The sequence below is a fragment of the Saccharopolyspora sp. 7B genome (assembly GCF_020177435.1).
Lineage (GTDB): Bacteria > Actinomycetota > Actinomycetes > Mycobacteriales > Pseudonocardiaceae > Saccharopolyspora_C > Saccharopolyspora_C gregorii.
The window spans coordinates 1-26,767 of sequence record NZ_JAIUKC010000157.1 but is presented as its reverse complement, the minus strand read 5'-3'; the positions used below and the strand labels follow the sequence as shown (position 1 = coordinate 26,767).

Below are 26,767 nucleotides of genomic sequence, written 5' to 3'. Positions count from 1 at the left end.
GGCGCGGTAGCCCTTCTCCAGCCGCATCCCGTTGAACGCGGCCCGGCCCGCGGGGAAGATGCCGTGCTCGGCGCCCTGCGCGAGCAGCAGGTCCCACAGCCGCCTGCCGAACTCGGCGGAGGCATAGAGCTCCCACCCGAGTTCGCCCACGTAGGACAGCCGCAGCGCGGTCACCGGGACCTCGCCGACGAACAGCCGCTTCGCCCGGAAGAACCGGAAGGCCTCCGCGGAGACGTCCACGTCGGCCAGCGGCGCCAGCACGTCCCGCGCCCGCGGGCCCCACAGGCCCAGGCAGCAGGTCCCGCCGGTGATGTCGCGGACGGAGGTGGTGTCGTCGGCGTGCGCGCGCAGCCACGCCACGTCCCGCGGCCCGTTGCAGCCGACCTGGAACTCGGTCTCGGACAGCCGGGCCACCGTGATGTCGCCGCGCACCCCGCCGTCGTGCTGGAGCAGCAGCGTGTAGGTCACGTAACCGGGGGCGCGGTCCAGCTGCCCGGTGGTGAGGCGTTGCAGCAGCGCGAGCGCGCCGCGCCCGCTGACCTCGGCCCGTGCCAGCGAGGTCATGTCGAACAGCGCGACCCGCTCGCGGGCGGCCTGGTGCTCGGCGGCGGCGATCGGCGACCGGTAGCGCCCCGCCCACTCGCCCGGGAGCACGATCTCCCGCCCCGCCACGAGGAATTCGTTGGACTCGTACCAGTGCGGGCGCTCCCAGCCGTTGGCCTCCAGGAACACCGCGCCGAGCCGCTCCTGCCGCTCGTGGAACGGGCCGGTGCGCAGCGGGCGGGGCCGCGCGGGCGGCTGCTGCGGGTGCACCACGTCGTAGACCTCGCGGAAGCTCTGCGCGCTGCGCTCGGCGACGTAGGCGGGGCTGTGCGCGAAGTCCTCGAAGCGGCGCAGGTCGGCGGCGCGCAGGTCGATGCCGGGCGCGCCGTCGCTCATCCACTCCGCCATCGCCCGGCCCACCCCGGCGGAGTGCGTGATCCACACGGCTTCGGCGACCCAGAACCCGGCGACCTCCCGCGACGGCCCCAGCACCGGCATCCCGTCGGCGGTGAACAGGAACAGCCCGTTCATGCCCTCGGCGAGTTCGGTGCGGCGCAGCACCGGCAGCAGCTCGCAGGCGTCGTCCCAGGACCGCTTGAAGTCCTGCGGGGTGAACGGGTGCACCGAGGACATGCCCGCCCAGCCACCGCCCCCGGACGGTGCCTCGGTGCCGTCGCCGGTGGTGGGCGCGATGTCCTCGGCGCGCACCGGGATCACCCGGTGCCGGTAGGTGCCGATGCCGTAGCGGTCGTGGACCTGCCGGAAGTACATCGAGGCGTCCTGGTGCCGCAGCATCGGCTGCGCCACCTCGGGTCCGGTCGCGGCACCGAGCCCGGCGACCGGGCCGGTCACGGCGTACTGGTGCGCCAGCGGCCGCACCGGGATGGACACCCCGGCCAGCGCGCCGACCTTCGGGCCCCAGATCCCCGCGCAGCACAGCACCGATTCGACCTCGAACTCGCCGCGGTCGGTGCGGACCGAGCGGACCCGGCCGCCGGTCACGTCGAAACCGGTCACCTCGGTGCGGCCCTGGAACCGCACGCCGAGGCGTTCGGCGGCGCGGGCCATCGCGGCCGCGGCCCGGACGGGTTTGGCGACGCCGTCGCCGGGGACGTGCAGCCCGCCGCGGATCCGGGACGCGTCGACCTGCGGGATGCGGTCGGCGACCTCGCGCGGGCCGACGAGTTCGGCGGGCACGCCCCACGCGGCGGCCAGCCCTCGCTTGCGCTGGAGGTCGTTCCAGCGCTCCGCGGTGGTGGCGACCTCGATGCCGCCGACCTGGTGGAAGCAGGGTTCGCCGTCGAACTCCGCGGCGCCGAACCGCTCGACGGTGTACGCGGCCAGCCGGGTCAGCAGTTCGGAGGCGTTGGTCTGGAACACCAGCCCGGGGGCGTGCGAGGAGGAACCACCGGTCGCGAACAGCGGCCCCTGGTCCACGACGAGCACGTCGGTGATCCCGGTGCGCGCGAGGTGGTACGCCGCGGAGCAGCCGACGATGCCCGCTCCGACGATGAGCACTCGTGCCCTGCCGTCCATGTGCCGCCCCCTGGCTCATGACGCTGGTTCCGGGGCCCGAGGCGGACCGGTGGCCGGCTCGGTCCCGCTCGCGGCCGGTCGGGGTCGTCCCGGAACGATCCGGGGCGGTTGTTGCGCTGTTCACAACCGGCTGCGATGTACGCAACACTGCGCCCGGACGGCGGGGCGCGTCAAGCACACGGCAGGGCGAAATCCCTTGGTGTGATCGGGTTTTCCCGCGCGCCGCCGCGACGCGCCGAGGTTCGCCGCCGGCGTGCCGGAGCGGCGCGCGGCCGGCATTCCGAGGTGCCCCGGGTGGGGGTCCGCCGCGGCCGTCCGGTCCCGTAGCGTGGCCGCCGGCGGACGATCCGAACGGCCCCGGCCGGGTTGTTGCGCAATCAGCAACACCGTGTATCGTTCGAGACGGCAATTCTCCGGCAACGAATACGGGTTGAACCGTGGTCAACGCAGGACGATCCAGCAACGGTGAACGTTCCGGCGCCCTGGTGCAGTCGGTGGACCGGGCGGTGAGCGTGCTGGAACTGCTGGCCCGCCACGGCGAAGCGGGCATCACCGAGATCGCCGGCGAACTCGGCGTGCACAAGTCCACCGCCTCCCGGCTGGTCAGCGTCCTCGTCTCCCGCGGCCTCGTCGAACAGCTCGGGGAACGCGGCAAGTACGTCATCGGCTTCGGCATCGTCCGGCTCGCCGGCGCCGCCACCGACCGGATGGACCTGTCCCGGCTCGGCCGCCCCTTCTGCGAATCGCTGGCCGAAGAGCTCGGCGAGACCGTGAACATCGCCGTCCGCGACGACGAAGTGGCCATCAACATCAGCCAGGCCCGCGGCACCGCCTCCGTCACCGCGCACAACTGGGTCGGCCAGCGCACTCCGCTGCACGCCACCTCCAGCGGGAAGGTGCTGCTGGCGCACGCCCCCGCCGACGACCAGGACGCGCTGCTCGACGGCGAACTCGCCCAGTACACGCCGCGGACCGTCACCGACCCCGGCGAACTGCGCGGCGGCTTCGAACTGATCGTGCGCGACGGCTACGCCACCAGCTACGAGGAACTGGAGCTCGGGCTCAACGCCGCCGCCGTCGCCGTGCACCGGCACGACGGCGAGGTCGTCGCCGCGCTCAGCGCCTCCGGGCCGTCCTACCGGTTCTCCCGCAAGCGGATGCGCGAGGTGATCGGCGCGATGACGGTCGCCGCGAAGGAGCTCTCCGGCCAGCTCGGCTTCCTGGAGGAATGACCGGGACGCCTCGGCGAGGGCGTCATTCCCGCTGCAGCATCACGTCCTCCAGGTCCAGTTCGTGCAGCACCCGGCGCAGGACCACGTCGTCGATGCGGCCCTCGTCGCGGAACCGGACGAACACCTCGCGCTCCGCGGCGAGCATCTCGGCGCGCAACCGGCGGTACGCGGCGCCGGGGCTCTCCCCGACCTCCTCGGCGGAACGGCCCAGCCGTTCCCACGCCCGGTTGCTGCGCCGCTCCGCGGACCGCCGCAGGTGCTCGGCGACCTCGTCCGGCGGCGGATCGTCCGCCGAGAGCTCGTCCAGCCGCCGCCGCGCCGCCAGCGCCGCGTTGTGCGCCGCCTCCGCCTCGGCCAGCGCATCGGTGTAGCGCTCCCCGCCGCGAACGCCGAGCGCGCGGATCACCCACGGCAACGTCAGCCCGTGCAGCAGCAGCGTCCCCAACGTCACGAAGAACGCCAGGAACAGCACCTGCGGCCGCTGCGGGAACGGGGCGCCCGTCGAGGTGAACTGCGGGATCGCCGCCGCGGCGGCCAACGACACCACGCCGCGCATCCCCGCCCAGGACACCACCGCGCCGTAGCGCCACGGCGGCGCCGGACCGCGGCGCAGCAGCAGCTCCGGCAGCTGCAAGGTCGCGAACACCCACGCCGCCCGCACCAGCACCACCGTCGCCGTCAGCGCGGTCCCCACCAGCACCAGCGGCACCAGCTGCCCGGCCACGCCCTCGGTGACCGAGCGCAGCTGCAAACCGATCAGCGCGAACACCAGCGCCTCCAGCAGGGTGTCCGCGGACAGCCACACCGCCCGGTCCTGCAACCGCACCGAGGCGCTGCCCGTCGGCGAGCGCTGCCCCAGGTACAGCCCGGCGACGACCACGGCCAGCACCCCGGACGCGTTGATGCCCTCCGCCAGCAGGTACGCCGCGAACGGCACCAGCAGGCCCAGCGCGCTCTCCAGCACCCCGTCGGCCAGCGCCCGCCGCGCCCGGTGCACCGCCCAGCCCACCAGCCACCCGACGACGAGCCCGCCGATCGTCGCCAGCAGGAACACGCCCACCCCGGCGAGCAGCGTGTACCCGGTGCCCAGCACGGTGGCCACCGCGACCCGGTACGCGGTGAGCGCGGTGGCGTCGTTGACCAGGCTCTCGCCGCTGAGCACCGTCATCACCCGGCGCGGCAACCCCAGCCTGCGGCCGATGGAGGTGGCCGCCACCGCGTCCGGCGGGGCCACCACGGCGCCCAGCACCAACGCCGCGCCCAGCGGCATCGCGGGCACCAGCCACCACGCCACCAGCCCGATCGCCAGCGTGGTGACCAGCACCGCGCCCAGCGCCAGCGAGCCGATCGGGCGGGCGTTCGCGCGCAGCCCGATCGTCGACGAGGTCAGCGCCGCCGAGTACAGCAGCGGCGGCAGCACCAGCACCAGGATCAGCTCGGGGTCGATCGCGTAGTCCGGTACGCCCGGCACGAACGAGAGCGCCAGCCCGGCCAGCACCAGGACCAGCGGCTCGGACAGCTCCCACCGCCGGGCGAGCGCGGTGATCACCAGCGCCACCGCGAGCAGCACCATCAGGTCCGGGAACTGGTGCATGGGGCTGCGTCTCCGTCCTGGCGGGCCTCGCGGTCGACGGAAGTGTAGGGATGATCGACGGGTGCTGCGCCTCGTCGCGTTCCCGGCACTGCCGGGTTCGGGGCGCTGGCAGGTCCCGAGTGCTGGCGGATCCCCGGCACTGCCGGGTTCGGGGCGCTGGCAGGTCCCGGGCGCGACCGGGCATGGTGGGGTCGTCGGACGCGGAACCCGGGAGGCGGCGATGGCCGGTTGCGAGCACCTGGAAACGGCGGCGGACCGGCGGCCCGAGCCCGGTTCCCGCTCCGGCTGCGAGGACTGCGCGCGGCTGGGACTGCACGAATGGGCGCACCTGCGGATGTGCACCGAGTGCGGGCACGTCGGCTGCTGCGACTCCAGCCCGCGGCAGCACGCCACCGAGCACCACCGCGGCACCGGCCACCCGGTGATCCGCTCGTTCGAGCCGGGCGAAGCCTGGGCGTGGTGCTACGTGGACGAACGCCTCGGCTGAGCGGGCACCTGCCCGTCCTCGGCGGTGCCGAACCGGCGCCGGATGGCCGCCGCGAACTCGGCCTGCCCGGCCGCGTCGAACAAGGTGGCCAGCCGCCCCGCGAGCCGGTCCCGGTCGGCGTCCTCGTCGTCCGAGCTGAGTTCGTCGAGCAGCCCGCGCACGTGGTCGATGGCGGTGTGCTCGGCGTCCGCGGGCAGCTCGGCCCCCGCGGACAGCTGCCCGTAGGAGAAGAAGCGCCCCGAGTCGAGCGTGCCGCCGAACGACAGCGAATCCCCGGGGAACGGCAGCCCGTTCGGGAACGGCGCCTGCCGCGACGACGGCACCAGGTGCCGGAACCGCTCGTCGATCTCGGTGCCGTTGGCGGCGGCGGACAGCTGCGCGAGGGTGCCGATGAGCTCGGCGGCGCGCTCCACGTCGTTCTCGTTGCGCGCCAGCCACCACACCACGGCGCTGCCGGTGTCCTGCAGCACCTCGTCGGCCAGGTAGGCGCGCTTGCTGCGCTCGTGGTCGCGCTCCCGGTGCCAGAGCTGCTCGTCCTTGCGGACCTCCGCGAGCCGGTGCAGCCGGTCCACGTCCTGCTCCGGCAGCACGAGCGTCACGTCCGCGGCCCACACCTCCACGTGCCCGTGCGGGTCGCGCTGCACCGCGCCGAGCGCGCCCGCCAGCTTGTGCGCCACCACCTCGGCGCCGCCGGGGTGCTCGGTCGCGGCGATCTCCCTGGCGCGGGTGAGCAGCACGTCCACCGCCAGGCCGGCCGGGTTCTCGTGCGCGACCCCGACCGCGTCGGCGGGGCGCCGCCACCACGCGGTCGCGCCGAACACGAACCGGTAGTCGGGTTCGGAACTGGGCAGCGGCACGTCCCGCAGCAGCCGCTGCCGCGGCGGTTCCGGTTCGGGTTCGGCGGGGACCGCGGGCCGCTGCTGCTGCACGACCAGCGCCTCCCGCAGCTGCTCCTGCTGGTGCAGCCGCACCAGCCGCCGGGCGTAGGCCGCGACGCCCGCCAGCAGCGCCGCGCTGCCGAGCAGCCACGCCCACCACGGCCACCGCAGCGCGAGCACCACCACCGCGGGCACCAGGACGGCGCCGCAGGCGAGCGCGGCCAGCAAGATCTTGTTGTCGCGGCTCATCGCTCCGGCCATTCCGCATCGATCGCTAACGGGCGCCGACAACTGTATGGCGCGCGATCTTCGCGGCGGTACCCGGCGACCGGGGGAAGCGCGCCGCCCGGTGTAACCGGATCGGTCAGCGGGTAGCCGCAGAGCGTGACGACGGGCTCCGGGGGGTGGGCGATGAAGCACGCGACGAAACCCGCGCCGCATCCGGTGCACACGGTCCACCGGATCGGTGCCGTGCTGCTGGGACTGGTGCTGTGGGCGTTCGGAGTGCTGGGGCTGCTGCGCGGCCTGGACTTCTTCACGACCAGCGGGCAGCCGGTGCTGGGGCTGTCCAGCAACGGGCTGCTGGCGGTGATCTCGCTGGTGGCGGGCGCGGTGCTGATCGGCTGCGCGGCGTGGGGCGGCAGGCAGGCCTCGACGGTGACCACGTTCATCGGGGTGCTGTTCCTGCTGTCCGGGCTCGTGCACCTGGCGGTCCTCAACTCGCCGTGGAACCTGCTGGCGTTCCGGCTGCCGAACGTGTTCTTCAGCCTCGTCGCCGGGCTGGTCCTGCTGTGCACCGGGCTCTACGGCCGCCTGTCCGGCGGGCTGCCGCCGGACAACCCGTACCGGCGGGAGCATCCGATGCGCACCCGCCGCCCCGACCCGGAGGAGCAGCTGGCCGACGCCCGCGGCGGCGACCCGGACGAGGACGAGCAGCGCTACCGGGAGGCGGAGATCGCGATGGGCGAAGGCCACCCCACACCGGAGCAGACCCAGATCGTGCTGCGCGACCAGGCGCGACGCCGCGCCGTCGAACGCGCCCGCGCCCGCCGCCGCACCGAGGGCGGCCGCGCGTGATCCTGCCGTGGCTGTGGCGCTGGCCGCCGGGACTGCTGCTGGCGGCGGTGCGCGAGCTGACCAGCGACGTGCCGGTGCACCTGGTGGACCGGGTCGAAGCGGTGCGCCCACCGCCCGCTCCCGCCGACCGCACCGGCCTGCAGCTGCCGGAGGACGGCGTCGGCCCGCTGTTCCACCGCCGCTACTCCGCGGAGATCCAGCTGCACCTGTGCACCGCCGCCGACGTGATGGCGCTGTTCGTCGCCGCGCCCGACCGGATGGTGCCCGGCGAGGTGGCCCGCTTCGAACCCGAGGGCGACCACGCGGACCTGCGCCCCGGGGACGACCTGGTGGTCCGGATGCCCGGCCCGTGGGACGGCCCGGTGCGGGTGCTGGACGTGACGCCGACGTCGTTCCGGCTCGCCACCCGGCCCGGCCACCTGGAGGCGGGGCAGATCGAGTTCCGCGCGGGCGACCGCGGAATGCGGATGCTGTTCGAGATCGAGTCCTGGGCGCGCAGCAGCAGCCGCGCCGCCGACCTGCTCTACGACCGGCTGCGGTTGTCGCGGCGGTTGCAGGCGTACCTGTGGGTGCGGTGTTGCGCGCGGGTGTGCGCGGTCGCGGGCGGGCGGCTGGTGGACGGCGTGGAGATCTACACCGGGCGCGACGAATCGGTGGTGGGGGAGCGGGTGTGACCGGACTGCGCTGCGACGACGACCCGCGGTTGCTCCGGGAGCTGGCGCGGTTCCGGGACCTGCCGGTGAACTTCGACGTGGCCGCGGTGGACCCGCTGGACCCCGGTCCGGAGTGGACGGTGGACGACCAGCGGCGGGAGCTGCCCGCGGAACCACCGGGACCGCCGCTGGTCGGTGGCCCGTGGGAACGGGCCTGCGCGCTGGTGCGGGACTACAAGTTCGCCGACCCGACGCTGGTCTCGCGCGCGTGCCGCTCCACCCGGGAGCTGGAGCCCGGCGCCGATCTGCTGCTCGAAACCTCCTTCCACGGCTTGGTGTTCCGGCTGCCGTGCCGGGTCGGCGGCATCACCGACACCGCCCGGGACGGGGTGCGGGTGTGGGGCTGGAACTACCGCACGCTGCGCGGGCACCTGGAGCAGGGGCAGATGGACTTCCTGGTGCGCAAGGACATCGCCACCGGCACCGTCGAGTTCCAGGTGCGCGCGTTCTCCCGGCACGCCCACATCCCGAACCCGGTGGTGCGCCTCGGGTTCGCCGTGTTCGGCCGCAGCACCCAGCTGCGGTTCATCCGCGGCGCTGGTCACCGGATGGTCGAGCTGACCGAGCCAGTAGCGCGGCGAGCCGATCGCAATCCGCGACCGTGACCGTCACCGCCGGATGCCGCAGCAGCCCCAGCGGCTCGATGCCCGGCACGGGTTCGACGAAGCGCACGCACAACCCGCGTTCCCCGTTCGTCGCGCAGGTCAGGCCGCCGTCGGCCAGCGATACCCGCGCCGGGCCCGCCGTCCGCCACGTCCAGAACGGGCCGGTGACCGCGGTCCCCGCCACGTTGGCCCGCTCGGTGCGCACGCACCACGGCCCGAACCGCACGGTGAGCTCGCGGTCGCCGACCCGGACCCACGTCGTCACCGGGGTGATGCCGAACGGCAGCGCCGGGATCCGGTGCGCCCGGTCGAACCGGAACGGGAAGCACTCCACGGTCTGCGACTCCACACCCGCCGGATACCCCGCCCCGCCCGCCTCCACTCCAGGTCAGCGCGGCGTCAGGGCTTGCGGGCGACGGCGGCGGCGAGGCAGCGGGCCACCGGCGGCAGCGGCGTGCGGCGCGGGCCGTCCGGCCACCAGTCGTCGGCCACCACGAGACCGGGGGCCAGCGGTTCCAGCCCGGCCAGCATCGCGCCGATCTCCGCGCGGGTGCGGAAGAACCCGGTGCCGAGCCCGGCGCGCAGCATCTCCTCCACCAGCCGCGCCGGCTCCCCGTCCGCGTCCTCCGGGTCGAGGAAGTGGCTGAACGCCACGAAGGATCCGGCGGGCAGCGCCTCGACGTACTCGCCCACCAGGTCGGCGGCCGACCTGCCGCCCCGTTCCTCGTCGTAGTGGTGCAGCGTGCCGACGTGCAGCAGCGCCAGCGGCCGGGTGAGGTCCAGCTCGTCCCGGACGATGCGGGACCCGAGCACCTCGGCCGGCCGGTGGATGTCCGCGTCGAGGAAGTGGCTGCCTTCCTGGTCGGCCAGCAGCGCCCTGCTGTGCGCGGCGACCGTCGGATCGTTGTCCACGTAGACCACTTGCGCTTCCGGGGCGATGCGCTGGGCGACCTGGTGGGTGTTCTCCGCGGTCGGCAACCCGGATCCGCAGTCGAGGTACTGGTCGATGCCCGCTTCCCGGGCGAGGAAGCGGACGGCGCGCACCAGGAACCGGCGGTTCGCGACGGCGAGGCTGCTCGCCTCGGGCACCGCGTCGTTGATCCGGCGGGTCAGTTCGCGGTCGACCTCGAAGTGGTCCTTGCCGCCGATCGCGCAGTCGTAGACGCGCGCCGCGCTCGGCCTGCTGGTGTCGATGGTGCCCGAGGGTTCGACCGGAACAGGCATGGTCTCCTCGCAGCGGCGTCGACTCGATGATCAACGCCACTGTAGTGGCAACCACCCCTGCCGGAAGTATTCCGGCGAACGGACCTGCCCGGAGCTCCGTTCAGCGCAGCGGGCTGCTCCGGCGGAGCGAGCGCACGAAGCGGGACCACTGCGCGGAGCTGGTGGCGAGGTGCCCGCCCGCCCGGTCCTTGGTGTCGCGCACCGCGACCGCTCGCTCGGCCAGTCGCCCGACCTCCACGCAGTTCGTCTCCTGGCTGCTGTGCGAGGACTTCCGCCAGCCGCGCGGTGCCGAGCTCACGCCGGGACCTGCTCGCGGGCGGCGATCTCGGCGATGAGCTTGCGGGAGTCCTCCCGGCTCAGCGCGATCCGCTCCAGCTCGTCGCGGGCGGCGCGGAACGCGCCCACCGAATCGTCGTCCTGCAGGAACGCCGAGGAGCGGTGGTGTTCGAGGTGCACCACCGGGTCCGCTTTGGCGAATTCGAGCAGCACGAACGGTCCGGCGTGCGCGGGCGTCCAGCCCGCTGCCGACGGGATGATGCGGAGTTCGACGTTGTCCCGCTCGGAGATCTCGTCCAGGAAGCGCAGCTGGTCGTGCAGCCCGCCGGTGCGCCCGATGGGCTGGTGCAGCACCGATTCGAGGATCAGCGCGGTGTACTTCGCGGGCGAGCGCTTGCGGGTGATGGTGTCGCGGCGGCCCTGGCGCATCGCGACCCGCTTGTTGGCCTCCTGCTCGGGGACGCCGGTGGCCATGATCGCCCGGGTGTACTCGGCGGACTGGAGCAGGCCGGGCATGAGCAGCGGTGCCACGTCGGTGATCTTCGTGGCGGTGCGTTCGAATTCGAGCAGGGTGGCGAGCTGGTCGACGCCGCCCGCGGCCCCGGGGGTCTGCGAGGGCGCCGGTTCGGCGGCGGCTTCGCGGGCGAGCTTGAGCATCCGGGACCGCGCGGTGCTGCTGACGCCGAGCACCACGCACACGGCTGAGATGGATTCGGCGGACGGCACCCGGTCGCCGTGCTCCCAGCGGACCAGGACGGAGTGCGAGACGTCCAGGATCGAGGCGAGCCCGCGCAAGGTGTGCCCGCTCTTGCGGCGGGCGTCGCGCAGTTCCGCGCCGAGCACGTAGGCCCGCGGTCGTGGTGGAGTTGCGGTCATGTCGCTGAATGCTAATCCATTGTCCGCGACAACGGCGATCATCCGAATGAGTCATTGCTGCCAGGTCTCGGTACCTGGCATTCTGCTTTTCCTCCTGATCGGGAACGGGCCGAATTCGCCGCCGGCCCGGCGGGTCCGGTTCCCGCCGGTTCCGCGAGTCCCGTCGCAGCAGTTCGGAGCGCCTGCGCGTGCTGCGGGGAATGCCGTCCTGAAAGGACTTCCGGCGCTCTCCGGCCGTGCCGTGGCCGCGGTCCGGCGAGATGCGGGTGCGGCCGATCCGCGGAATCCGATGCGTCCGCTCCGTCGCGGCGGCCGACCGGGGTGGTGCAAGTATTCCCACTGAATTCCGCACTGTTGCGGAATTCAGCGGGAACGTTGCATTGCCTTCCGCCTCATTTCCGGTGCCGCGAACTCACCCGCGCGGTCGTGGAATGCGCGGGGGCAGCCGGCTGCCGAGGTCGGCGAACACCTCGGTGTTGAGGTGGTAGGCGAGCCGCACCTCGGCGATGATCCGCCGCTGCTCGCGCTCGTCCCAGCCCGCGGTGTCCAGCAGCAGCCGGTAGGCGTTGCGCACCCCGGCGCTGCTGGGCACGTCGTCGAAGGTGAGGAACGCGAACCCCTTCCCGTCCGGCGGGTCCAGGCTGCGCCGCATCGCCGAGCGGATCAGCTTGCCGCCGGAGAGGTCGGCCAGGCACCGCGTGTAGTGGTGCGCCACGAACCCGCCCGGCCAGTCGAAGCACACCTCCCGCAGCCGCGCGCAGTACCGCTCGGTGGCCGCGCTGGGCGCGATGACCTCCCGCCAGTCCGGCCCGAGGTAGTAGTGCAGGTCGGTCTCCAGGTGCGGCAGCCTGCGCAGCCGTTCGCTGACGAACGGCCCCGCGACCACGTCGCTGCGCATGGCGTCGGCGGCCTGCTCCAGCACGGAGTAGGCGAAGTAGTGCTGGCCGAGCATCACGGCGTAGGCGTCGGCTTCGAGCTCCCCGGCGAGCAGGGTCCGCAGGAACGGCAGGGACTGGACGTGGTCGTGGTCGGCGCGGGTGCTGGACCGGAGTCTGGCGGCGAAGTCACTGCGTACCGGTTGCTGTGCGGGCGAGGACACTCGAACCTCCGGGCAGTTAGGTAAGGCTTACTTAATCTCAGGGATCGTGGCACGCCGCGGGCCCCGATGCCAAGAGGCGGTCGCCACTCCGCCCGGAGCGGTGTCAGCTGCGGCCCTCGCGCCAATAGCCCATGAACGCCACGCAGCTGCGCGGCACCTGGTGGTCCTGCACCAGCACCCGGCGCAGCCGCTTGATCACCGCCGCCTCCCCGGCCAGCCAGCCGTAGACCTCGCCGCCTGCGGTGTCCGGTTCGGGCACCTCCCAGAGCGTCGTCGTGTCCACGTCCACGTCGTCCAGGCCGGCCTCGGAACCGCCGCGCGAGCCGAGTTCGCCGAGCGCGCCGGTCACCGATTCCTCCAGCAGCGACCCGATCGGCGCGGTCCCCTCCGGCCGCTGCCGGATCAGCCAGCGGACCTCGACGCCGCTCGGCGCGCGCCAGGTCTGGACGTCCTCGGCCGTCGGTACCTCCGCGCACACCACGCCGCGCGAGTCCGCGGGCAGCGCTTCGACGATCGCGGCCATCGCGGGGACCGCCGTCTCGTCCCCGGCCAGCACCAGCTGCCGCGCCGTCTCCGGCGGGGACCACTCGCAGCCCCACATCCGGCCGCTGCCCGGCCGGTCCGGGCCGAGCAGCAGCGCCTCGTCGCCGGGGGCGGCCGCCGCGGCCCAGGCGGAGGCGGGGCCGCTGTGGCCGGAGTCGACGCCGTGCAGCACGAAATCGATGTCCAGCTCGAACGGGTCCTCCCGGTAGGCGCGCACGGTGTAGGTGCGCAGCGTCGGGCGGATCTCGTCGGGCAGCGCCTGCCAGCGCGGGTACCAGCCGTCGCCGCCGGGCATGTCGCTCAGCGGCCTGCCGGGCTGGGGGAGGATGAGCTTCACCCGCTGGTCGTCGCCGCCGATGCCGAAGCGGTGCAGGTCCTCGCCGGTGAAGGTGATCCGCACGAAGCTGGGGCCGAGCCGTTGGGCGCGCGCCACCCGGGTCCGGAACATCACGTACTGGGGGCGGCGCACTTCGGTCCGCTCGGCCATCTCGCACCTCTTCTGCCCATCGACTCGACTGATCCGTAGGCTAGCCTAACCTCATACTGAGGGGAGATTCGCTGATGGTGAGCAGGACGCGCGCAGCCGGGTTGCTCGTGGCGGTGGCCGCGCTGGCGGGGTGCTCGGCGCCCGCGCCGCAGGACGCGGCGGGCGGCTGGAGCTTCGTCGACGACCGCGGAGTGCAGGTGCGGCGCGACGAGGCGCCGGAACGGATCATCGCGCAGGTCTCGGCCGCGGGCGCGTTGCACGACTTCGGGGTGCCGGTGGTCGGCACCTTCGGCCCGCTGGTCCGCGACGACGGCAGCACCGAACCGGAAGCGGGCAGCGTCGACCCGGCGGCGGTCACCGACGTCACCGGCCCCGGGTACGGGGAGCTGAACCTGGAATCCGCGGCCGGGCTGCGCCCCGACCTGCTGGTCAGCGGCAAGTACGCCGAGTTCGACGGGCTCTGGCACCTGACCGCCGAGCAAGAGGAGAAGGTGCGGGCGTTCGTGCCCACCGTCGGCGTCGAGCAGTCCGGGCGCTCGCTGCCGGAGACCATCGGCGCCTACAAGGAGCTCGCCCGCGCGCTCGGGTCCGACGTGGACTCGGAGCGGATCCGGGCGGACCAGGCGCGGTTCGACGCCGCCGCCGACCGGCTGCGCGGTATCGGCGCCCGGATGCGCGCGGAGGGGCGCAGCATCCTGGTGGTCGGCGGTACGAAGCAGGAGTTCTTCGTCGTGGTGCCGGGCCGCAACCCGGACCTGGACTACTACGTGCGGGAACTGGGCCTGCCGATCCGGACCCCGGCGCACCCGGACACCGCGGGCGGCGGCTACTTCGAGCGGCTCGCCTGGGAGAACGCCGGTGCCTACACCGGGGACGTGCTGATGTGGGACACCCGCGAGGCCTCGCTGCCGCCGGAGCAGCTCAAGCGCAACCCGGTGTTCGCGGCGCAGGAATCCGCGCGGGCGAACCGGTTCGTCGAGTGGGACGCGGTCGCCCCGTTCAGCTACGCGAGCTACGCGGACATCATGACCCGGCTCGCCGACCACCTCGAAGAGCAGTCGCCCGCCGCGAACTGACGCCCGGCCGCGGTCGACGAGACCGGCTACCGCCGGGACATCAAAGCGCAGGCCAACCTCCAGGAAGGCCGCCATGCGCTGGCCCGGCGGATCTTCCACGGTCAGCGCGGCGAACTGCGGCAGCGCTCCTACGAAGGCATGAAAGATCAGCTCGGCGCCCTCGGCCTTGTGCTCTACGCGATCGTGCTGTTCAACACCCGATACCTCGACGCCGCCATCACCGAACTCCGTGTCGGCGGCTACGAAGTCCGCGACGAGGACGCCGCCCGGCTCGCGGAATAGCCCCGCTCAGTCGAGGTAGTTGCTCAGCTTGATCAGGTTTTTGTCGGGGTCGCGCAGATGGAGGCTGTAGATCGGGCCGAGTGCACCGGTACGGCCGACCGGGCCCGCCTCGATGTCCATCCCCGCCTGCTCTCTGAGCTCGTCGATCAGGAGCAGCACCGGGGTGTCCACGACGAAGCACAGCTCGGCGGTACCCGGAGCGGGGTGGACGGCCGAAAACACCTCGGTATCCTCTCCGGCCACGCGTAGGTCGATCTTGCTGTGGCCGAAGGTCAGCGCCGTGCGACCGTTGTCGGAGGTAGCCACCTCCATGCCCAGCACCCGGGTGTAGAAATCGATCGTGGCGTCCTGGTCGGCGACGGTCAGCACCAGGTGGTCGAGTCGGTCGATGCGCATGAGGCGCGGCCACGTGTCGGCTGCGGTCACCTGGTGGAGCGGTGCAGCGTCGGGGCGAGTATGAGGTGCCGGCTCGGTGTCCTGGTATCCCTGTTCGTGGATGACATCGTGGGTTTTCCATCGGTTGAAGGCATCTCGAGCGCTTGCTACCAGGGGCACCGAAGCTGGGGTACGGCGAAGGATAGGAGCCGTCGCCAGTCGCCCACTCGTACGCGGTCCATTCCCCGTTCGGCCCGATCGTGGTCGGGTCCAGCAGCCAGTAGACAGCGCAGTCGGACCAGTCTGACACCATCAAGCACGGCTTGACCTGCTCCACGAGACCCTCGAGCCCCGCCTCGGTCCAGGCGGTCAGCAGTTCGGGATCTTTCTCAGCGAACCAACCGATCTCGTCGATCCGGAACAGCTCGCTCAACTCGGGGTCGATGTCGCGCCAGCCGTTGCTGGCGAGCAGGAAGTTGCGGTAGCTCGGCGGCAGCCGCACATCCAGGCGTTTCTCGGCGCCACGGAGGGCCTCCTCACTGGCCGGTTCGTAGCCCAGCCACCGATTCTCCCGCTGGACGTCGTCGAGGCGTGCCGCCTCCTCATCCGTGGCCATCCGCAGATAGTCATCGCTATAGCCGCGGAGGAACTGCTGCCACTCGGGCAACGTCACCGGCACACTCTGGCTCATGTGCCTGATCATGACAGTGGCCGGGTGCAGCCAATGTCGCCGACTGTGTGAACTGGGACGATGGGGAACCTCGCGTGCACGATCGGCTCCGAGACCGAGTCAGCTTTCTGCCTTCATCGCCGCCTGGCCGCCGGATCCCGGTCCTGCTGCCAGCGAGCCAAAGCCTCGGGTGAGACTCGCGCGTACCGCGCGAGGGAAGCGACCGAGGTGTGCCCAGAGTACGATAGCAGGGTGGAGCTGTTGCCGCCGTCCTCGGCAGCACGGGTCAACGCCGAGTGCCGGAGTTGGTGCAGCGTCCACGGCCCACCGGTCAGGTCCTTGCTGGTGTGCTCGAAGGTCTCGGCGGCACGTCGGTAGGACAACCGGGCCCGGCCGAATTCCGGATCGAGGTCGACCGGACGGCAGCTCGATCCGTGCCCGTCGCTCGGGGAGGAACACCGGGCCGGTCTTCCTGCCGTTCAGCAGACATGGCAGCAACCTGGCAGTGGCAGTACGCCACACCATGACATCGGCCTCGCCGCCCTTGCGGCGGGCGCAGCGGTTGCGCAGATCCAGCTCGTCGACGTCCAGGGCGAGGATCTCCTCGGCACGGGCGGCGGTTTCATACAGCATTCGCCACAGGGTGCGCTCGCCGCAACGGCAAATGCTGACGGGTCAGCAGGGCTTCGATGTCGGCACGGGCCACGGCGCGGGTGCGATCCGGGGTGCGCGGCCGGCGCCGGATGCGCCGGGTCGGGCCACCGCCGATCCACTCTTGTCGGCGCCACCATGCGGCGGCCGACCGCAGCGCGTCCAACCTGGCGTTGACAGTGGCCGCAGCGGACTTGCCCCAACGGCGAGCGAACCACCGGCCGATCTTCTCCACCATCGTGTCGTTGTCCAGGGCCGCTACCGGGTTGGTCCCGCCGAGTTCGGCGACCAGGGCATGCAGGGCGTTGCCGTAGGCGCGTGCGGTGTTGCGGTTGGACACCTCGGCGGCGGCTTACCAGGTGACGACGGCCTTCCTGCGGTCCGGGCGGGCGGCCGAGGCTGAGCGGATCGCCATGACCGCGGCGGGAACGGTCCGCGGCGACGATCCGGCCGCCGTGTCCGTGCGGGGTGCGCTGTTCCTGATCGCGTCGGTGATCTCCGGCCGCAACTCCGATCGCGCGGAATCGGCGTCGCGGCTGCGACGGGCCGGAGATCTCGCCGCTGCGCTGGGGCGCGACGGGAATGGGTGCACCGGTGAGCGGGCGGGTGCTGTACCTGGTCGGAACCGCGGCGCCGCCGGTGCGGCAGCTGCCCGAGTTGGCGGGGCTGCTGCGGGCCGGCGGGTGGGTGGTGCCCGGTGCTGTCCGAGGCCGCCGCGGAGTGGCTCGACCCGGCGGAGCTGGAATCCGCGACGGGCCAGCCGCCGCGGATCCACCCGCGCAGGCCGGGTGAACCGGATCCGTTCCCCGCCGCGGACGCGGTGCTGGTGGCGCCGCTGACCTTCAACACGCTGAACCTGTGGGGCGCGGGCGCGAACGGGACGGCGCTGCTGGGGGTGCTGAACGAACTGCTCTGCGCGGAGGTGCCGATCGTGTGGCCACCTGCATGAAGTCGGTGCTGCGGCGGCATCCCGCCTACGTCACCCACCACGCGCTGCTGGCGGACAGCGGTGTCCGGTTCCTCCCGCCGGAGGAGGTGCTGCACCGCGATCCCGACGGCGTCGTCACCTTCGACCTGACCGCCCTCCGCGCCGCCCTGCCGAGCTGATCTGCCGAGCTGATCTGCCGACCAATGGCCCGTTCGACCACGAAGAACGGGCGGGTGGGCCATTCACCTGGGGCCGGGTTCAGTCGCGGCGGGCGACGAGGACGACACCGGGGCCGGTGTGCTCGTCGGCGGGCAGGCGGAGTTCGGCGGTGGGGTGCAGGCCCGCCTGCTCGACGAGCGCGGTGAGCTGCTCGGGCCGCCACTGGTACGTCGTCCAGCGGACCGGGACGCCGTAGTAGGCCTCGGTGCGCTGCACGTCGTCGTCGCCGACGTGCGTCGCGATGATCAGCTGACCGCCCGGGACGAGCGCGCTCGCGAACGACGACAGCACGCCCGGCAGCACCTCGCGCGGCAGGTTGAACAGCGACCACCAGCCGAGCAGCCCGCCGAAGGACGACTCCGGCAAGCCGAGTTCGGTGGCCGATCCGACGCGGAACGAGCACCCCGGATGCAGCCGCCGCGCGTGCTCGACCATCCGGGGCGACAGGTCCACGCCCGACACGTCGAGCCCGCGTTCGGCCAGGTAGCCGGTGACCGTGCCCGGCCCGCAACCGACGTCGAGCACGGGGCCGAGCTCGGCGACCTGATCGGCGAACACGTCCATCGCGGCGCGCAGCCACGGGTGGGCGCGGACGTCGCCGATGCCCGTCGTGGTCACCATGTCCACGTAGTTGTCGGCCACGCGGTCGTAGGACTCCCGGACGACGTCGAGATCAGCGGGAACAGGAACACCCATCCCGGCACCCTATGCCGCGGCGACGGCCCGGCGGGGCGGAACCCGCGGGCCGCCCGCCGAGTCCCCGGCGGGCGGCCCGATCCGTCAGTCCCAGGTGAGGGAGGAGCCGGACTGGTATTCGGTGACGCGGGTCTCGAAGAAGTTCTTCTCCTTCTTCAGGTCCATCGCCTCCGACATCCACGGGAACGGGTTCTCGACCTCGGCGAACACCGGGGTGAGGCCCAGCTGCGCGCAGCGGCGGTTGGTGATGAAGTGCATGTACTGCTCGCACAGCTCGGCGTTGATGCCGAGGATGCCGCGGGGAATGGTGTCCCGGCCGTAGGCGACCTCCAGGCGGCACGCGTCGGCGAGCATGCCGCGCACCTCCTCCTGGAACTCGGCGCTCCACAGGTGCGGGTTCTCCAGCTTGATCTGGTTGATGCAGTCGATGCCGAAGTTCAGGTGGATCGACTCGTCGCGCAGGATGTACTGGTACTGCTCGGCGATGCCGACCATCTTGTTCCGCCTGCCCAGCGACAGGATCTGGGCGAAACCGGTGTAGAACCACATGCCCTCGAAGATCACGTAGAAGGCGATGAGGTCGCGCAGGAACGCCTGGTCGCGCTCCGGTCCGCCGGTGGCGAACTCGGGGTTCTCCAGGTTCTGGGTGTGCCGCAGCGCCCACTCGTCCTTCTCCGAGATGGACGGGATCTCGCGGTAGGCGTTGAACAGCTCGCCCTCGTCGAGGCCCAGGCTCTCGCAGATGTACTGGAAGGTGTGCGTGTGCACGGCCTCCTCGAACGCCTGGCGCAGCAGGTACTGGCGGCACTCGGGGTTGGTGATGTGCCGGTACACGGCGAGCACGATGTTGTTGGCCACCAACGACTCCGCCGTGGCGAAGAACCCGAGGTTGCGCTTGAGCATCAGCCGCTCGTCCTCGGTGAGCCCGTCGCGGGAGCGCCACAGGGCGATGTCGGCGTGCATGGACACCTCGGTGGGCATCCAGTGGTTGTTGCAGCCGGCGAGGTACTTCTCCCACGCCCAGCCGTACTTCAGCGGCAGCAGCTGGTTCACGTCCGCCTGCGCGTTGATCATCGCCTTGTCGTCGACGTTGATCCGGCCCGCGCCGCGGTCGATCTCGCCGAGCCCGGTGGCGTCGGGGGTGTGCACGGAAGTCATGAGTCCTCCAGGGGGAACGGGGCGGTCACTGGCAGGCTTCGCAGTCCGGGTCGTCGATCGCGCACGCCTGCGGCTGCGGCGACGGGGCCGGGGCCGGTGCGGCGGCGGGGGAGACCGCGTTGAGCTTGCCGTCGGTGCCGCGCAGCGTGGACTTCTCCACGTGCGTCGCACTGCTGGACCGCAGGTAGTAGGTGGTCTTGAGGCCCTTGCGCCACGCCAGCCGGTACAGCTCGTCGAGCTTGCGGCCGCTCGGCGCCGCCATGTACAGGTTCAGAGACTGCGCCTGGTCGATCCACTTCTGGCGGCGGGACGCGGCCTCCACCAGCCAGCGCGGCTCGATCTCGAACGCGGTGGCGTACAACGACTTCAGCTCCGCGGGCACCCGGTCGATCGGGGCCAGGTCGCCGTCGAAGTACTTCAGGTCCTGCACCATCGCCTCGTCCCACACCCCGGCGGCCTTGAGGTCCCGCACCAGGTCGGCGTTGAGCACGGTGAAGTCGCCCGACATGTTCGACTTCACGTACAGGTTCCGGTACAGCGGCTCGATGGACTGGCCGACGCCGCAGATGTTCGAGATCGTCGCCGTCGGGGCGATGGCCAGCACGTTCGAGTTGCGCATGCCGTTCGCGCGCACCCGCTCCCGCAGCCCGTCCCAGTCCAGTGTGGACGAACGATCCAGGTCGACGCCGGTCTCGCGGGCCTGCGCCAGCAGCTCCAGCGAGTCGATCGGCAGCACGCCCCGGCTCCACAGCGAACCCTCGAACGACTCGTAGCGCCCGCGCTCGGCGGCCAGCTCGGAGGACGCGGCGATCGCGTGGAAGCTGATGTGCTCCATGCTCAGGTCCGCGAACTCCACCGCCGCCTGCGAGGACATCGGGATGCGCTGCGCGAACAGCGCGTCCGAGAAGCCCATCAGGCCCAGGCCCACCGGGCGGTGCCGCAGGTTCGAGGCCCGCGCCTCCGGGATCGTGTAGAAGTTCACGTCGATGACGTTGTCCAGCATCCGCACCGCCGTGCGGGTGGTGCGCCGCAGCCGCTCCACGTCCAGGCCCTCGGCCGTGACGTGCCGCGCCAGGTTGATCGAACCGAGGTTGCAGACCGCGACCTCGTCCTTGCTCGTGTTCAGCGTGATCTCGGTGCACAGGTTCGAGGAGTGCACCACGCCCGCGTGCTGCTGCGGCGACCGCAGGTTGCACGGGTCCTTGAAGGTGATCCACGGATGCCCGGTCTCGAACAGCATCGTCAGCATCCGGCGCCACAGGTCCACCGCGCGGACCTGGCGGAACACCTTCAGCTCACCGCGCTCGGCGGCCGCCTCGTACTCCCGGTAGCGCTGCGCGAACGCGGTGCCGTACAGGTCGTGCAGGTCCGGCACCTCGTCCGGGGAGAACAGGGTCCACGGCTCGTCGGCCTCCACCCGGCGCAGGAACTCGTCCGGCACCCAGTTCGCCGTGTTCATGTCGTGCGTGCGCCGCCGGTCGTCCCCGGTGTTCTTGCGCAGGTCGAGGAATTCCTCGACGTCCACGTGCCAGGTCTCCAGGTACGCGCACACCGCGCCCTTGCGCTTGCCGCCCTGGTTCACCGCGACCGCCGTGTCGTTGGCGATCTTCAGGAACGGCACCACGCCCTGCGAGGAACCGTTGGTCCCCTTGATGTGCGCGCCCGTGCCCCGCACCGGGGTCCAGTCGTTGCCGAGCCCGCCCGCGTACTTCGACAGCAGCGCGTTGTTGCTGATGCCGTGGAAGATCCCGTGCAGGTCGTCGTCCACAGTGGTCAGGAAGCAGGACGACAGCTGCGGGCGGGTGGTGCCCGCGTTGAACAGCGTCGGCGTCGAGCACATGAAGTCGAACGAGGAGATCAGGTCGTAGAACTCGATCGCCCGCGCCTCCCGGTCGTCCTCGCGCAGCGCCACGCCCATCGCGACCCGCATGAAGAACGCCTGCGGCAGCTCGAACCGCACCCCGTCCTCGTGCAGCAGGTACCGGTCGTAGAGCGTCTGCAGGCCGAGGAAGCCGAACGCGATGTCCCGGTCCGCGTCCAGCGCCGCGCCCAGCCGCTCCAGGTCGAAGCGGGCCAGCTCCGGGTCCAGCTGCTCCAGCTCGATGCCGCGGCGCACGTAGTCGGCGAAGTAACCGGCGTAGCGGTCCCGCATCTGCACCTGGTCGGCCTCGGCCGGCTCGCCCGCGACGAAGCTCAGCGCCTCCCGACGCAGCTTGTCCAGCAGCAGCCGCGAGGTCACCAGCGAGTAGTTCGGCTCCGCCTCCACGAAGGTGCGCGCCGCCATCGTCAGCGACTCGGCCAGCTCCGCGGAGCTGATGCCGTCGTAGACGTTGCGCCGCACCTCGCGCAGCACCTGGTCGGCGTGCACGTCGTCGAGGTCCGAGCAGGCCTGCTCGACGACGGTCGACACCCGCTCCCAGTCCAGCGGCACCCGGGTGCCGTCCGGCGCGGTCATCTCCAGGCGGGGAGCGGCGTCCTCGACGGGAGCCACCTCGGCCTCGCGGGCCTGCGCGTGCTCCTCCCGGTAGAGCACGTAGGCGCGGGCGACACCGTGGTGCCCGCCGCGCATCAGCGCCAGCTCCACCATGTCCTGGATCTGCTCGATGTGCACCAGGCCTTCGGTACCCGCGTGGCGCAGCACGCCCTGCGCCGCCTGCTCCGTCAACTCCGCGACGATCTGGTGCAACCGCGACGACGATGCGGCCGAATCCCCCTCGGCCGCCAGGAACGCCTTGGTCAACGCCACGGAGATCTTCGTTTCGTCCCAACCGGAAACGGTCCCGTCGCGCCGCAGCACCCGCACTCCTGCCGGTACCACCGCGGTCGCTGCTGACGGCCGGGTCGTGGACTCGGTCACTGGCTCTCTCCTCGCAAGCTCGGACACCTGCCCGGAACTCCTCGGAACGCGCCAGGACCCGCGGCGCGCACGGCACCGCTCGTCCCACGACCCTCCCGCGAGGTCCCGGACGGCGCGCACCCCTCGTGCGCGCACCGATGGCAGGTCTTCGGACTCACGGGCGACCGGTGCTCGGCACCGGGCCTACTGGCCGTCGCTTCCCGGACGCCGAGCGTCCAGTGCTGCACCACCGGGAGGTGGTGACGGCGGTCGTTCCCGTTCACCGCTGCGGGGCAGTCCCGGATTCGCACCGGGTTCCCTGTTGTCACGCCGGGCGGACCGGCGAACCATCAGCGGGCGCCACACTACATCTTGGGTTCGGCGGTGATCCGGACCCCATCATCATCGGCGTGGCGGTGCCGGTGCGGAGGCGCTCGGTAGCCGTCCGCGCACTCCTCGGCCGCATCCTGCCCGGCCGCGGGCGGCTCCGCACGACCGCGAGGTGTGACGCGGAATCGGTGGTGGTCGGCAGCGGGTCCGGGCAGACTGCCTCCCGAGATCACCACCTGGGAGGAAGACCGAACCATGCGTGCCCACCGCGTGCGACGCGGACTCGCCGTCGCCGCCACCGCACTGGCCACCGCGGCCACGGCCACCGGGGCCACCGCCGGCGCCGCGCCGCAGGACCCGCCCGCGACCACCGACGTCCGGCTGATCACCTTCAACGACCTGCACGGCAACCTCGAACCGCCCACCGGGTCCTCCGGGCAGATCGAGCTCGACGACGGCCGGACCGTCGACGCCGGCGGCGCCGCCTACCTCGCCACCCACCTGCAGCGGCTGCGCGACGAGGTGCCGAACTCGCTGGTCTTCTCGACCGGCGACAGCGTCGGCGCCTCGCCGGTGAACTCCGCGCTGTTCCACGACGAACCCACCGTCGACTTCCTCAACTCGCAGGACGTGCGCGGCCACGTCGTCGGCAACCACGAGTTCGACGAGGGCTACCAGGAACTCCAACGGCTGCAGACCGGCGGCTGCCACCCGCAGGACGGTTGCGAGTTCCGGGATTCCTTCGCCGGCGCGGACTTCCCGTACCTCGGCGCCAACGTCACCTTCGAGGACGGCGGTGCCCCCGCGCTGCTGCCGTTCACCGTGCAGGTCTCCGGCGGGGTGCCGATCGGCGTGATCGGCGCGACCCTGCAGGACCTGCCCGACGTGGTCAGCCCCGAAGCGGTGCGCGGACTCCGGTTCGGCGACGAGGTCGAAGCCATCGACCGCACCTCCGACGCGCTGGAGCGCTTCGGCGTCAAGGCGCAGGTCGTGCTGCTGCACCAGGGCGACGAAGCCGACGGCGGCGGCCCGAACTCCTGCCAGGTCACCCCCGGCGGCCCCGCGAGCCGCATCGCGGAACAGGTCTCCCCGCAGGTCGACGCCGTGTTCAGCGCGCACAGCCACCAGCAGTACACCTGCACCGCCACCGACCCGGCGGGCGACCCGCGTCCCCTCGTGCAAGGCGCCTCCTACGGCAGGCTGCTGTCGGTGCTGGACCTGCGCGTCGACCGCGACACCCGCGAAGTGGTGCGGGAGAGCAGCACCGCGCGCAACGAGGTCGTCACCCGCGACGTCGAACCCGACGCCGAGACGGCCGCGCTCGTCGAGGAAGCCCGCGCGAAGGCGGCGCCGATCGCGAACCGCGCCGTCGGCACCGCCACCGGCGACCTGCTGAAGACCCCGGCGCCGTCCGGGGAATCCGGCCTCGGCAGCGTCATCGCCGACGCGCAGCTCGCCGCCACCCGCGACACGGGGGCGCAGCTCGCGCTGACCAACCCCGGCGGGGTGCGCGCCGACCTGCCGCACGCCTCTTCCCCGGCGGGCGAAGGCGACGGCGTCATCACCTACGGCGAAGCGTTCGCGGTGCAGCCCTTCGGCAACACCATGCAGACCATGACCCTCACCGGCGCGCAGCTGCGGGACGTGCTGGAGCAGCAGTGGAGCCCGGAGGGCGAGAACGTGCTGCAGGTGTCGGCGGACCTGCACTACGAGTACTCGCGGTCCGCGCCCATCGGGTCGAAGGTCTCCGGGCTCACCCTCGACGGCGCACCGGTGGACCCGGCCGCGCCGTACCGGGTGGCGGTGAACAACTTCCTCGCCGGCGGCGGGGACGGGTTCAGCGGCTTCACCGAGGGCACCGACGTCGCGGGCGGGCCGGTGGACCTGGACGCGCTGCTGGGCTACCTGGCGGAGCACCCCGACGTGGTGCCGCCGGCGCCGGACCGCATCACCGCGAAGGACTGAGCCGGGGTCCCGGCGGCGCACCCCGTGCCGCCGGGATCTCCTTTCGCACGGCCACTTCCTCCCGCCGCGCCCGGCCGCGCCGACGGAGGTCCGCCGCACCGTCAGCGGGGGACCGGCCGGGGTGCGATGACACCGTCGATGCCGAGCGCCAGCTCCTCCGCGCAGTCGCGCCAGGCGTGGCGCGAGCCCACCAGCTCCGCGCAGCGGCGGCGCAGCCCGGCGAGCCTGCCGCGCAGCCGGGCGCTGCGCACCCCGCCGGCCAGCAGCACCGCCCGGCGCCCGTGCCGCACCGCCGACGCGTGGTCGCCGAGCGCGAACTTCGCCTCCGCCAGGCTCGCCAGCTCGAACACCGCGGACCGCACCTCCCCGGGCGCGCGGGCGGCCACCGCGCGGGACAGGTGCAGCGCCGCGGATTCGTGCTCGCCCACCACCAGCTGCACCGAGCCGGTCAAGCCCAGCACGTCCGCTTCCCCGAACCAGCGGAACATCGGGTAGTCGGCCTCGATCTCGGCGGTGGCGTGCAGCGCGCGCCCCTGGTCGAGCATCCGCCGCACCGAGCCGCGGCGTTCGCCGCGCGCCGCGGCCCACGCCGAGTTCAGCTGCAGCACCGAGCTCACCAGCGGCGAGGCCTCGGCCCGGATCGACCCCAGCTGGAACAGCTTCAGCGCCGAGTTCGGATCGCCGAAGTCCAGTTCGGCGCGCCCCGCCGCGTACAGCGTCCGCGCGATCGCCAGCGGATCCGCCCCGTCCCGGCCGAAGTCCAGCGCCCGCCCGTAGTGCGCGTTCCCGCTGGCGAGCAGCCCGTTCTCCACCGCCGTCCAGCCCGCGGTGGCGTGCAGCTTGCACAGCGCGCCCAGCAGGTCGCTGCGCACCGCCTCGCTCATCGAGGCCTCCAGCATCCGCTCGGCGCGCCGGGCGGCGGCCGCGACGGTGCCGTACTGGCCGACCCCGCCGTAGCGCTGGTCTATCTGCCGCAGCGAACCCATCAGCACATCGAGCGCCGCGACGTCGGAGCTGCCGACCCGGCCCGGCGGGGTCGGCGGCAGCTCGGCGAACCGGCGCAGCTCGGCGGCGAACAGGTCGGCGGAGCCGGACACGTCGACCTCCGCGCCCAGCACCAGCGAACCGGCGTAGGACAGGAAGCGGCGGCGCTTCGCCTTCTCGTCCTCCTCGACGGGCGGATCGGTGCCCTCCGCGGCCGGGTCCGGTTCCCCGGCCATGCCCATCCAGCCGCGCGGTATCCCGAGCCCGGTGGCTATCCGGGCCAGCAACTCGTAGCTGCGCACGGCGCGGCCGTTGAGCACGTCGCTGACCTCGCTCTGGGCCTGCCCGGTGAGCTGGGCGATGCGGCTCTGCGAGACGCCGTGCTCGCGCAGCACCCGGTAGACCGTGCCGATGTCGCGCACCGCCAGGGCGTCGCGGACTTCCGCGCTCCGCCAGACCGCCGGCGGAATGTCCTCTGTTGACACCAGGCCACCGTATACTGAAAGTGATCAATTGAGTGCGGAGAGTGAAAAGATCACCGGATCGGAGCGCCGGTGGACGGCAACCGGCGGTCGTTCCGCCGAATGCCACTCGAAGCAACACGAAACAACATCCCGCCATTGTGCCGCGCTGATCGTCGCCGGTAGCCTCGCCGGGCGGGGACTTCACGGGGGCGGGAAGCGAGACGCGGATGTACGCCGAGGAACGGCACTGGGCGATCTTGGAGCTGGCGCGGAAGGAAGGCCGGGTCGACGTGGCGGCGCTCGCATCGCGCTTCGACATGACCACGGAGACCGTGCGCCGCGACCTGACCGTGCTGGAGCGCCGCGGCGTGCTGCGCAGGGTGCACGGCGGCGCGATCCCCGTGGAGCGGCTGGGATTCGAGCCGAACGTGCCCGCCAGGGACTCGGTGATGACCGCCGAGAAGAACCGCATCGCGAAAGCGGCGCTGGAACTGGTGCCGGACGAGGGCGCGATCCTGCTCGACGCCGGCACCACGGTCGCGCGGATGGCGAACATCCTCCCCGTCGACCGGGAACTGACCGTGGTCACGCACTCGCCGACGACGGCGCTCACCCTCTCCGGCCGCGGCAACATCACCCTGATGCTGGTCGGCGGCAGGCTGCGCGGCCGCACGCTGGCGGCGGTGGACGGCTGGGCGCTGCACGCGCTCGGCGACATCTACGTGGACGTCGCGTTCATGGCGACCAACGGGCTGTCCCTGGAACGCGGCCTCACGACACCGGATTCGGCCGAGTCGATGGTGAAGCGGGCGGCGATCTCGGCGGCGCGGCGCACCATCGTGCTCGCCGACCACACCAAGATCGGCAACGACCACTTCGCGCGGTTCGGCGACCTCGCCGACGTGGACACGCTGATCACCGATGACGGCATCGACGAGCAGGTGGCGGAGGAGATCCGGCGCG

At 72.4% G+C, this 26,767-nt stretch carries 26 protein-coding genes, 2 pseudogenes and 1 riboswitch; of the genes and pseudogenes, 11 read left to right on the top strand and 17 right to left on the bottom strand.

The window, feature by feature from the left end; all coding sequences use genetic code 11:
- Positions 1-2,079, bottom strand: a 2,079-nt coding sequence (locus LCD33_RS22600; protein WP_224978254.1) for an FAD-dependent oxidoreductase, incomplete at its 3' end; no start/stop codon positions are given.
- Positions 2,080-2,564: 485 nt separating this feature from the next.
- On the opposite strand from LCD33_RS22600, the gene LCD33_RS22595 reads away from it, so the two are divergent.
- Positions 2,565-3,311 (top strand): IclR family transcriptional regulator, encoded by a 747-nt coding sequence (locus LCD33_RS22595; protein WP_224959712.1) that lies wholly within the window; start codon positions 2,565-2,567, stop codon positions 3,309-3,311.
- A gap of 22 nt (positions 3,312-3,333) precedes the next feature.
- Here LCD33_RS22595 and LCD33_RS22590 read toward each other — a convergent pair whose 3' ends face one another.
- A complete protein-coding gene (locus LCD33_RS22590) occupies positions 3,334-4,905 on the bottom strand; it encodes a Na+/H+ antiporter (RefSeq protein ID WP_224978253.1) in 1,572 nt (523 codons plus the stop codon).
- A 220-nt stretch (positions 4,906-5,125) separates the two neighbouring features.
- Between LCD33_RS22590 and LCD33_RS22585 the strand changes: the two genes are divergently transcribed.
- On the top strand, positions 5,126-5,392 hold the full coding sequence (locus tag LCD33_RS22585) for a UBP-type zinc finger domain-containing protein (protein ID WP_224959673.1): 267 nt from the start codon (positions 5,126-5,128) through the stop codon (positions 5,390-5,392).
- Here LCD33_RS22585 and LCD33_RS22580 read toward each other — a convergent pair.
- Complete coding sequence (locus LCD33_RS22580) at positions 5,368-6,531, bottom strand: hypothetical protein (RefSeq protein ID WP_224978252.1); 1,164 nt, start codon at positions 6,529-6,531, stop codon at positions 5,368-5,370. The two genes, LCD33_RS22585 and LCD33_RS22580, sit on opposite strands and share 25 nt — an antisense overlap.
- A 150-nt stretch (positions 6,532-6,681) precedes the next feature.
- On the opposite strand from LCD33_RS22580, the gene LCD33_RS22575 reads away from it, so the two are divergent.
- Genes LCD33_RS22575 through LCD33_RS22565 form a run of 3 tightly spaced genes read left to right on the top strand, consistent with a single transcriptional unit; the run spans position 6,682 to position 8,665 of the window.
- Entirely contained in the window at positions 6,682-7,347 is a 666-nt protein-coding gene (locus LCD33_RS22575) for a DUF4383 domain-containing protein (RefSeq protein ID WP_224959676.1), read from the top strand.
- Positions 7,344-8,021: a DUF1990 family protein gene (locus LCD33_RS22570; protein ID WP_224959678.1), complete on the top strand. Its 678-nt coding sequence runs from the start codon at positions 7,344-7,346 to the stop codon at positions 8,019-8,021. The genes LCD33_RS22575 and LCD33_RS22570 overlap by 4 nt, the downstream gene beginning before the upstream one ends.
- Positions 8,018-8,665 carry a DUF1990 family protein gene (locus LCD33_RS22565; RefSeq protein WP_224959680.1) on the top strand — a complete coding sequence of 216 codons (648 nt, stop codon included), beginning with the start codon at positions 8,018-8,020 and terminating at the stop codon, positions 8,663-8,665. The genes LCD33_RS22570 and LCD33_RS22565 overlap by 4 nt, the downstream gene beginning before the upstream one ends.
- Here the strand turns inward: LCD33_RS22565 and LCD33_RS22560 are convergent.
- From LCD33_RS22560 to LCD33_RS22535, 6 genes are all read right to left on the bottom strand, one after another.
- A complete protein-coding gene (locus LCD33_RS22560) occupies positions 8,586-9,014 on the bottom strand; it encodes a hypothetical protein (RefSeq protein ID WP_224959682.1) in 429 nt (142 codons plus the stop codon). The genes LCD33_RS22565 and LCD33_RS22560 overlap by 80 nt on opposite strands.
- A gap of 50 nt (positions 9,015-9,064) precedes the next feature.
- Positions 9,065-9,889, bottom strand: a complete 825-nt coding sequence (locus tag LCD33_RS22555) for an SAM-dependent methyltransferase (RefSeq protein WP_224959684.1) — start codon at positions 9,887-9,889, stop codon at positions 9,065-9,067.
- A gap of 100 nt (positions 9,890-9,989) precedes the next feature.
- The gene (locus tag LCD33_RS22550; protein WP_224978251.1) at positions 9,990-10,187 is read right to left on the bottom strand and encodes a DUF397 domain-containing protein; all 198 of its coding nucleotides are present in this window, start codon (positions 10,185-10,187) and stop codon (positions 9,990-9,992) included.
- Entirely contained in the window at positions 10,184-11,041 is an 858-nt protein-coding gene (locus LCD33_RS22545; RefSeq protein ID WP_224959687.1) for a helix-turn-helix transcriptional regulator, read from the bottom strand. Before LCD33_RS22545 ends, LCD33_RS22550 begins: the two co-directional genes overlap by 4 nt.
- A 412-nt stretch (positions 11,042-11,453) precedes the next feature.
- Positions 11,454-12,140: a heme oxygenase (biliverdin-producing) gene (locus LCD33_RS22540; RefSeq protein ID WP_224959689.1), complete on the bottom strand. Its 687-nt coding sequence runs from the start codon at positions 12,138-12,140 to the stop codon at positions 11,454-11,456.
- A 103-nt stretch (positions 12,141-12,243) separates the two neighbouring features.
- Positions 12,244-13,170: a siderophore-interacting protein gene (locus tag LCD33_RS22535; RefSeq protein ID WP_224959691.1), complete on the bottom strand. Its 927-nt coding sequence runs from the start codon at positions 13,168-13,170 to the stop codon at positions 12,244-12,246.
- A 74-nt stretch (positions 13,171-13,244) separates the two neighbouring features.
- Here LCD33_RS22535 and LCD33_RS22530 point away from each other — a divergent pair, with 74 nt between their 5' ends.
- Both LCD33_RS22530 and LCD33_RS22525 read left to right on the top strand, forming a co-directional pair.
- Complete coding sequence (locus tag LCD33_RS22530) at positions 13,245-14,246, top strand: ABC transporter substrate-binding protein (protein ID WP_224959693.1); 1,002 nt, start codon at positions 13,245-13,247, stop codon at positions 14,244-14,246.
- A gap of 15 nt (positions 14,247-14,261) precedes the next feature.
- Positions 14,262-14,516 (top strand): annotated as a pseudogene (locus tag LCD33_RS22525) (Tn3 family transposase); the annotation flags it as partial.
- Between the two features lie 18 nt (positions 14,517-14,534).
- On the opposite strand, the gene LCD33_RS22520 reads toward LCD33_RS22525, so the two are convergent.
- The 4 genes and pseudogenes from LCD33_RS22520 to LCD33_RS22505 all read right to left on the bottom strand — a co-directional run bounded on the left by LCD33_RS22520 (position 14,535) and on the right by LCD33_RS22505 (position 16,564).
- A complete protein-coding gene (locus LCD33_RS22520) occupies positions 14,535-14,954 on the bottom strand; it encodes a VOC family protein (protein WP_224978250.1) in 420 nt (139 codons plus the stop codon).
- Positions 14,955-15,093: 139 nt separating this feature from the next.
- Positions 15,094-15,519, bottom strand: a pseudogene (locus LCD33_RS29650) (SMI1/KNR4 family protein); the annotation flags it as partial.
- Positions 15,520-15,707: 188 nt separating this feature from the next.
- Entirely contained in the window at positions 15,708-15,956 is a 249-nt protein-coding gene (locus LCD33_RS29645; RefSeq protein ID WP_224959699.1) for a tyrosine-type recombinase/integrase, read from the bottom strand.
- A 239-nt stretch (positions 15,957-16,195) separates the two neighbouring features.
- Positions 16,196-16,564: a hypothetical protein gene (locus LCD33_RS22505; protein ID WP_224959700.1), complete on the bottom strand. Its 369-nt coding sequence runs from the start codon at positions 16,562-16,564 to the stop codon at positions 16,196-16,198.
- A 357-nt stretch (positions 16,565-16,921) separates the two neighbouring features.
- On the opposite strand from LCD33_RS22505, the gene LCD33_RS22500 reads away from it, so the two are divergent.
- Positions 16,922-17,173, top strand: coding sequence for a flavoprotein (locus tag LCD33_RS22500; RefSeq protein WP_224959701.1), 252 nt, complete (start codon positions 16,922-16,924; stop codon positions 17,171-17,173).
- The gene (locus tag LCD33_RS22495; RefSeq protein ID WP_224978249.1) at positions 17,158-17,331 is read left to right on the top strand and encodes a hypothetical protein; all 174 of its coding nucleotides are present in this window, start codon (positions 17,158-17,160) and stop codon (positions 17,329-17,331) included. The genes LCD33_RS22500 and LCD33_RS22495 overlap by 16 nt, the downstream gene beginning before the upstream one ends.
- A gap of 79 nt (positions 17,332-17,410) precedes the next feature.
- Here LCD33_RS22495 and LCD33_RS22490 read toward each other — a convergent pair whose 3' ends face one another.
- The 3 genes from LCD33_RS22490 to LCD33_RS22480 form a co-directional block, all read right to left on the bottom strand.
- Positions 17,411-18,067 carry a class I SAM-dependent methyltransferase gene (locus LCD33_RS22490; protein WP_224959703.1) on the bottom strand — a complete coding sequence of 219 codons (657 nt, stop codon included), beginning with the start codon at positions 18,065-18,067 and terminating at the stop codon, positions 17,411-17,413.
- 84 nt (positions 18,068-18,151) lie between these two features.
- Complete coding sequence (locus LCD33_RS22485) at positions 18,152-19,225, bottom strand: ribonucleotide-diphosphate reductase subunit beta (protein WP_224978248.1); 1,074 nt, start codon at positions 19,223-19,225, stop codon at positions 18,152-18,154.
- Positions 19,226-19,250: 25 nt separating this feature from the next.
- Positions 19,251-22,082, bottom strand: a complete 2,832-nt coding sequence (locus LCD33_RS22480) for a ribonucleoside-diphosphate reductase subunit alpha (RefSeq protein WP_224959705.1) — start codon at positions 22,080-22,082, stop codon at positions 19,251-19,253.
- Between the two features lie 121 nt (positions 22,083-22,203).
- A riboswitch (cobalamin riboswitch) is annotated at positions 22,204-22,428 on the bottom strand.
- A gap of 218 nt (positions 22,429-22,646) precedes the next feature.
- On the opposite strand from LCD33_RS22480, the gene LCD33_RS22475 reads away from it, so the two are divergent.
- Positions 22,647-24,356 carry a bifunctional UDP-sugar hydrolase/5'-nucleotidase gene (locus LCD33_RS22475; protein WP_224959706.1) on the top strand — a complete coding sequence of 570 codons (1,710 nt, stop codon included), beginning with the start codon at positions 22,647-22,649 and terminating at the stop codon, positions 24,354-24,356.
- Positions 24,357-24,457: 101 nt separating this feature from the next.
- Here the strand turns inward: LCD33_RS22475 and LCD33_RS22470 are convergent, their stop codons facing one another.
- Complete coding sequence (locus LCD33_RS22470; protein WP_224959708.1) at positions 24,458-25,825, bottom strand: helix-turn-helix transcriptional regulator; 1,368 nt, start codon at positions 25,823-25,825, stop codon at positions 24,458-24,460.
- Between the two features lie 206 nt (positions 25,826-26,031).
- Between LCD33_RS22470 and LCD33_RS22465 the strand changes: the two genes are divergently transcribed.
- Positions 26,032-26,767: DeoR/GlpR family DNA-binding transcription regulator (locus LCD33_RS22465; RefSeq protein WP_224978247.1), on the top strand; the 736-nt coding region annotated here is incomplete at its 3' end.

Coding starts and splice junctions, on each gene's coding strand:
- LCD33_RS22590 (WP_224978253.1), bottom strand. CDS start 4,905: ATGCACCAGTTCCCGGACCTGATGGTGCTGCTCGCGGTGGCGCTGGTG.
- LCD33_RS22585 (WP_224959673.1), top strand. CDS start 5,126: ATGGCCGGTTGCGAGCACCTGGAAACGGCGGCGGACCGGCGGCCCGAG.
- LCD33_RS22580 (WP_224978252.1), bottom strand. CDS start 6,531: ATGGCCGGAGCGATGAGCCGCGACAACAAGATCTTGCTGGCCGCGCTC.
- LCD33_RS22575 (WP_224959676.1), top strand. CDS start 6,682: ATGAAGCACGCGACGAAACCCGCGCCGCATCCGGTGCACACGGTCCAC.
- LCD33_RS22555 (WP_224959684.1), bottom strand. CDS start 9,889: ATGCCTGTTCCGGTCGAACCCTCGGGCACCATCGACACCAGCAGGCCG.
- LCD33_RS22545 (WP_224959687.1), bottom strand. CDS start 11,041: ATGACCGCAACTCCACCACGACCGCGGGCCTACGTGCTCGGCGCGGAA.
- LCD33_RS22535 (WP_224959691.1), bottom strand. CDS start 13,170: ATGGCCGAGCGGACCGAAGTGCGCCGCCCCCAGTACGTGATGTTCCGG.
- LCD33_RS22530 (WP_224959693.1), top strand. CDS start 13,245: ATGGTGAGCAGGACGCGCGCAGCCGGGTTGCTCGTGGCGGTGGCCGCG.
- LCD33_RS22490 (WP_224959703.1), bottom strand. CDS start 18,067: ATGGGTGTTCCTGTTCCCGCTGATCTCGACGTCGTCCGGGAGTCCTAC.
- LCD33_RS22485 (WP_224978248.1), bottom strand. CDS start 19,225: ATGACTTCCGTGCACACCCCCGACGCCACCGGGCTCGGCGAGATCGAC.
- LCD33_RS22475 (WP_224959706.1), top strand. CDS start 22,647: ATGCGTGCCCACCGCGTGCGACGCGGACTCGCCGTCGCCGCCACCGCA.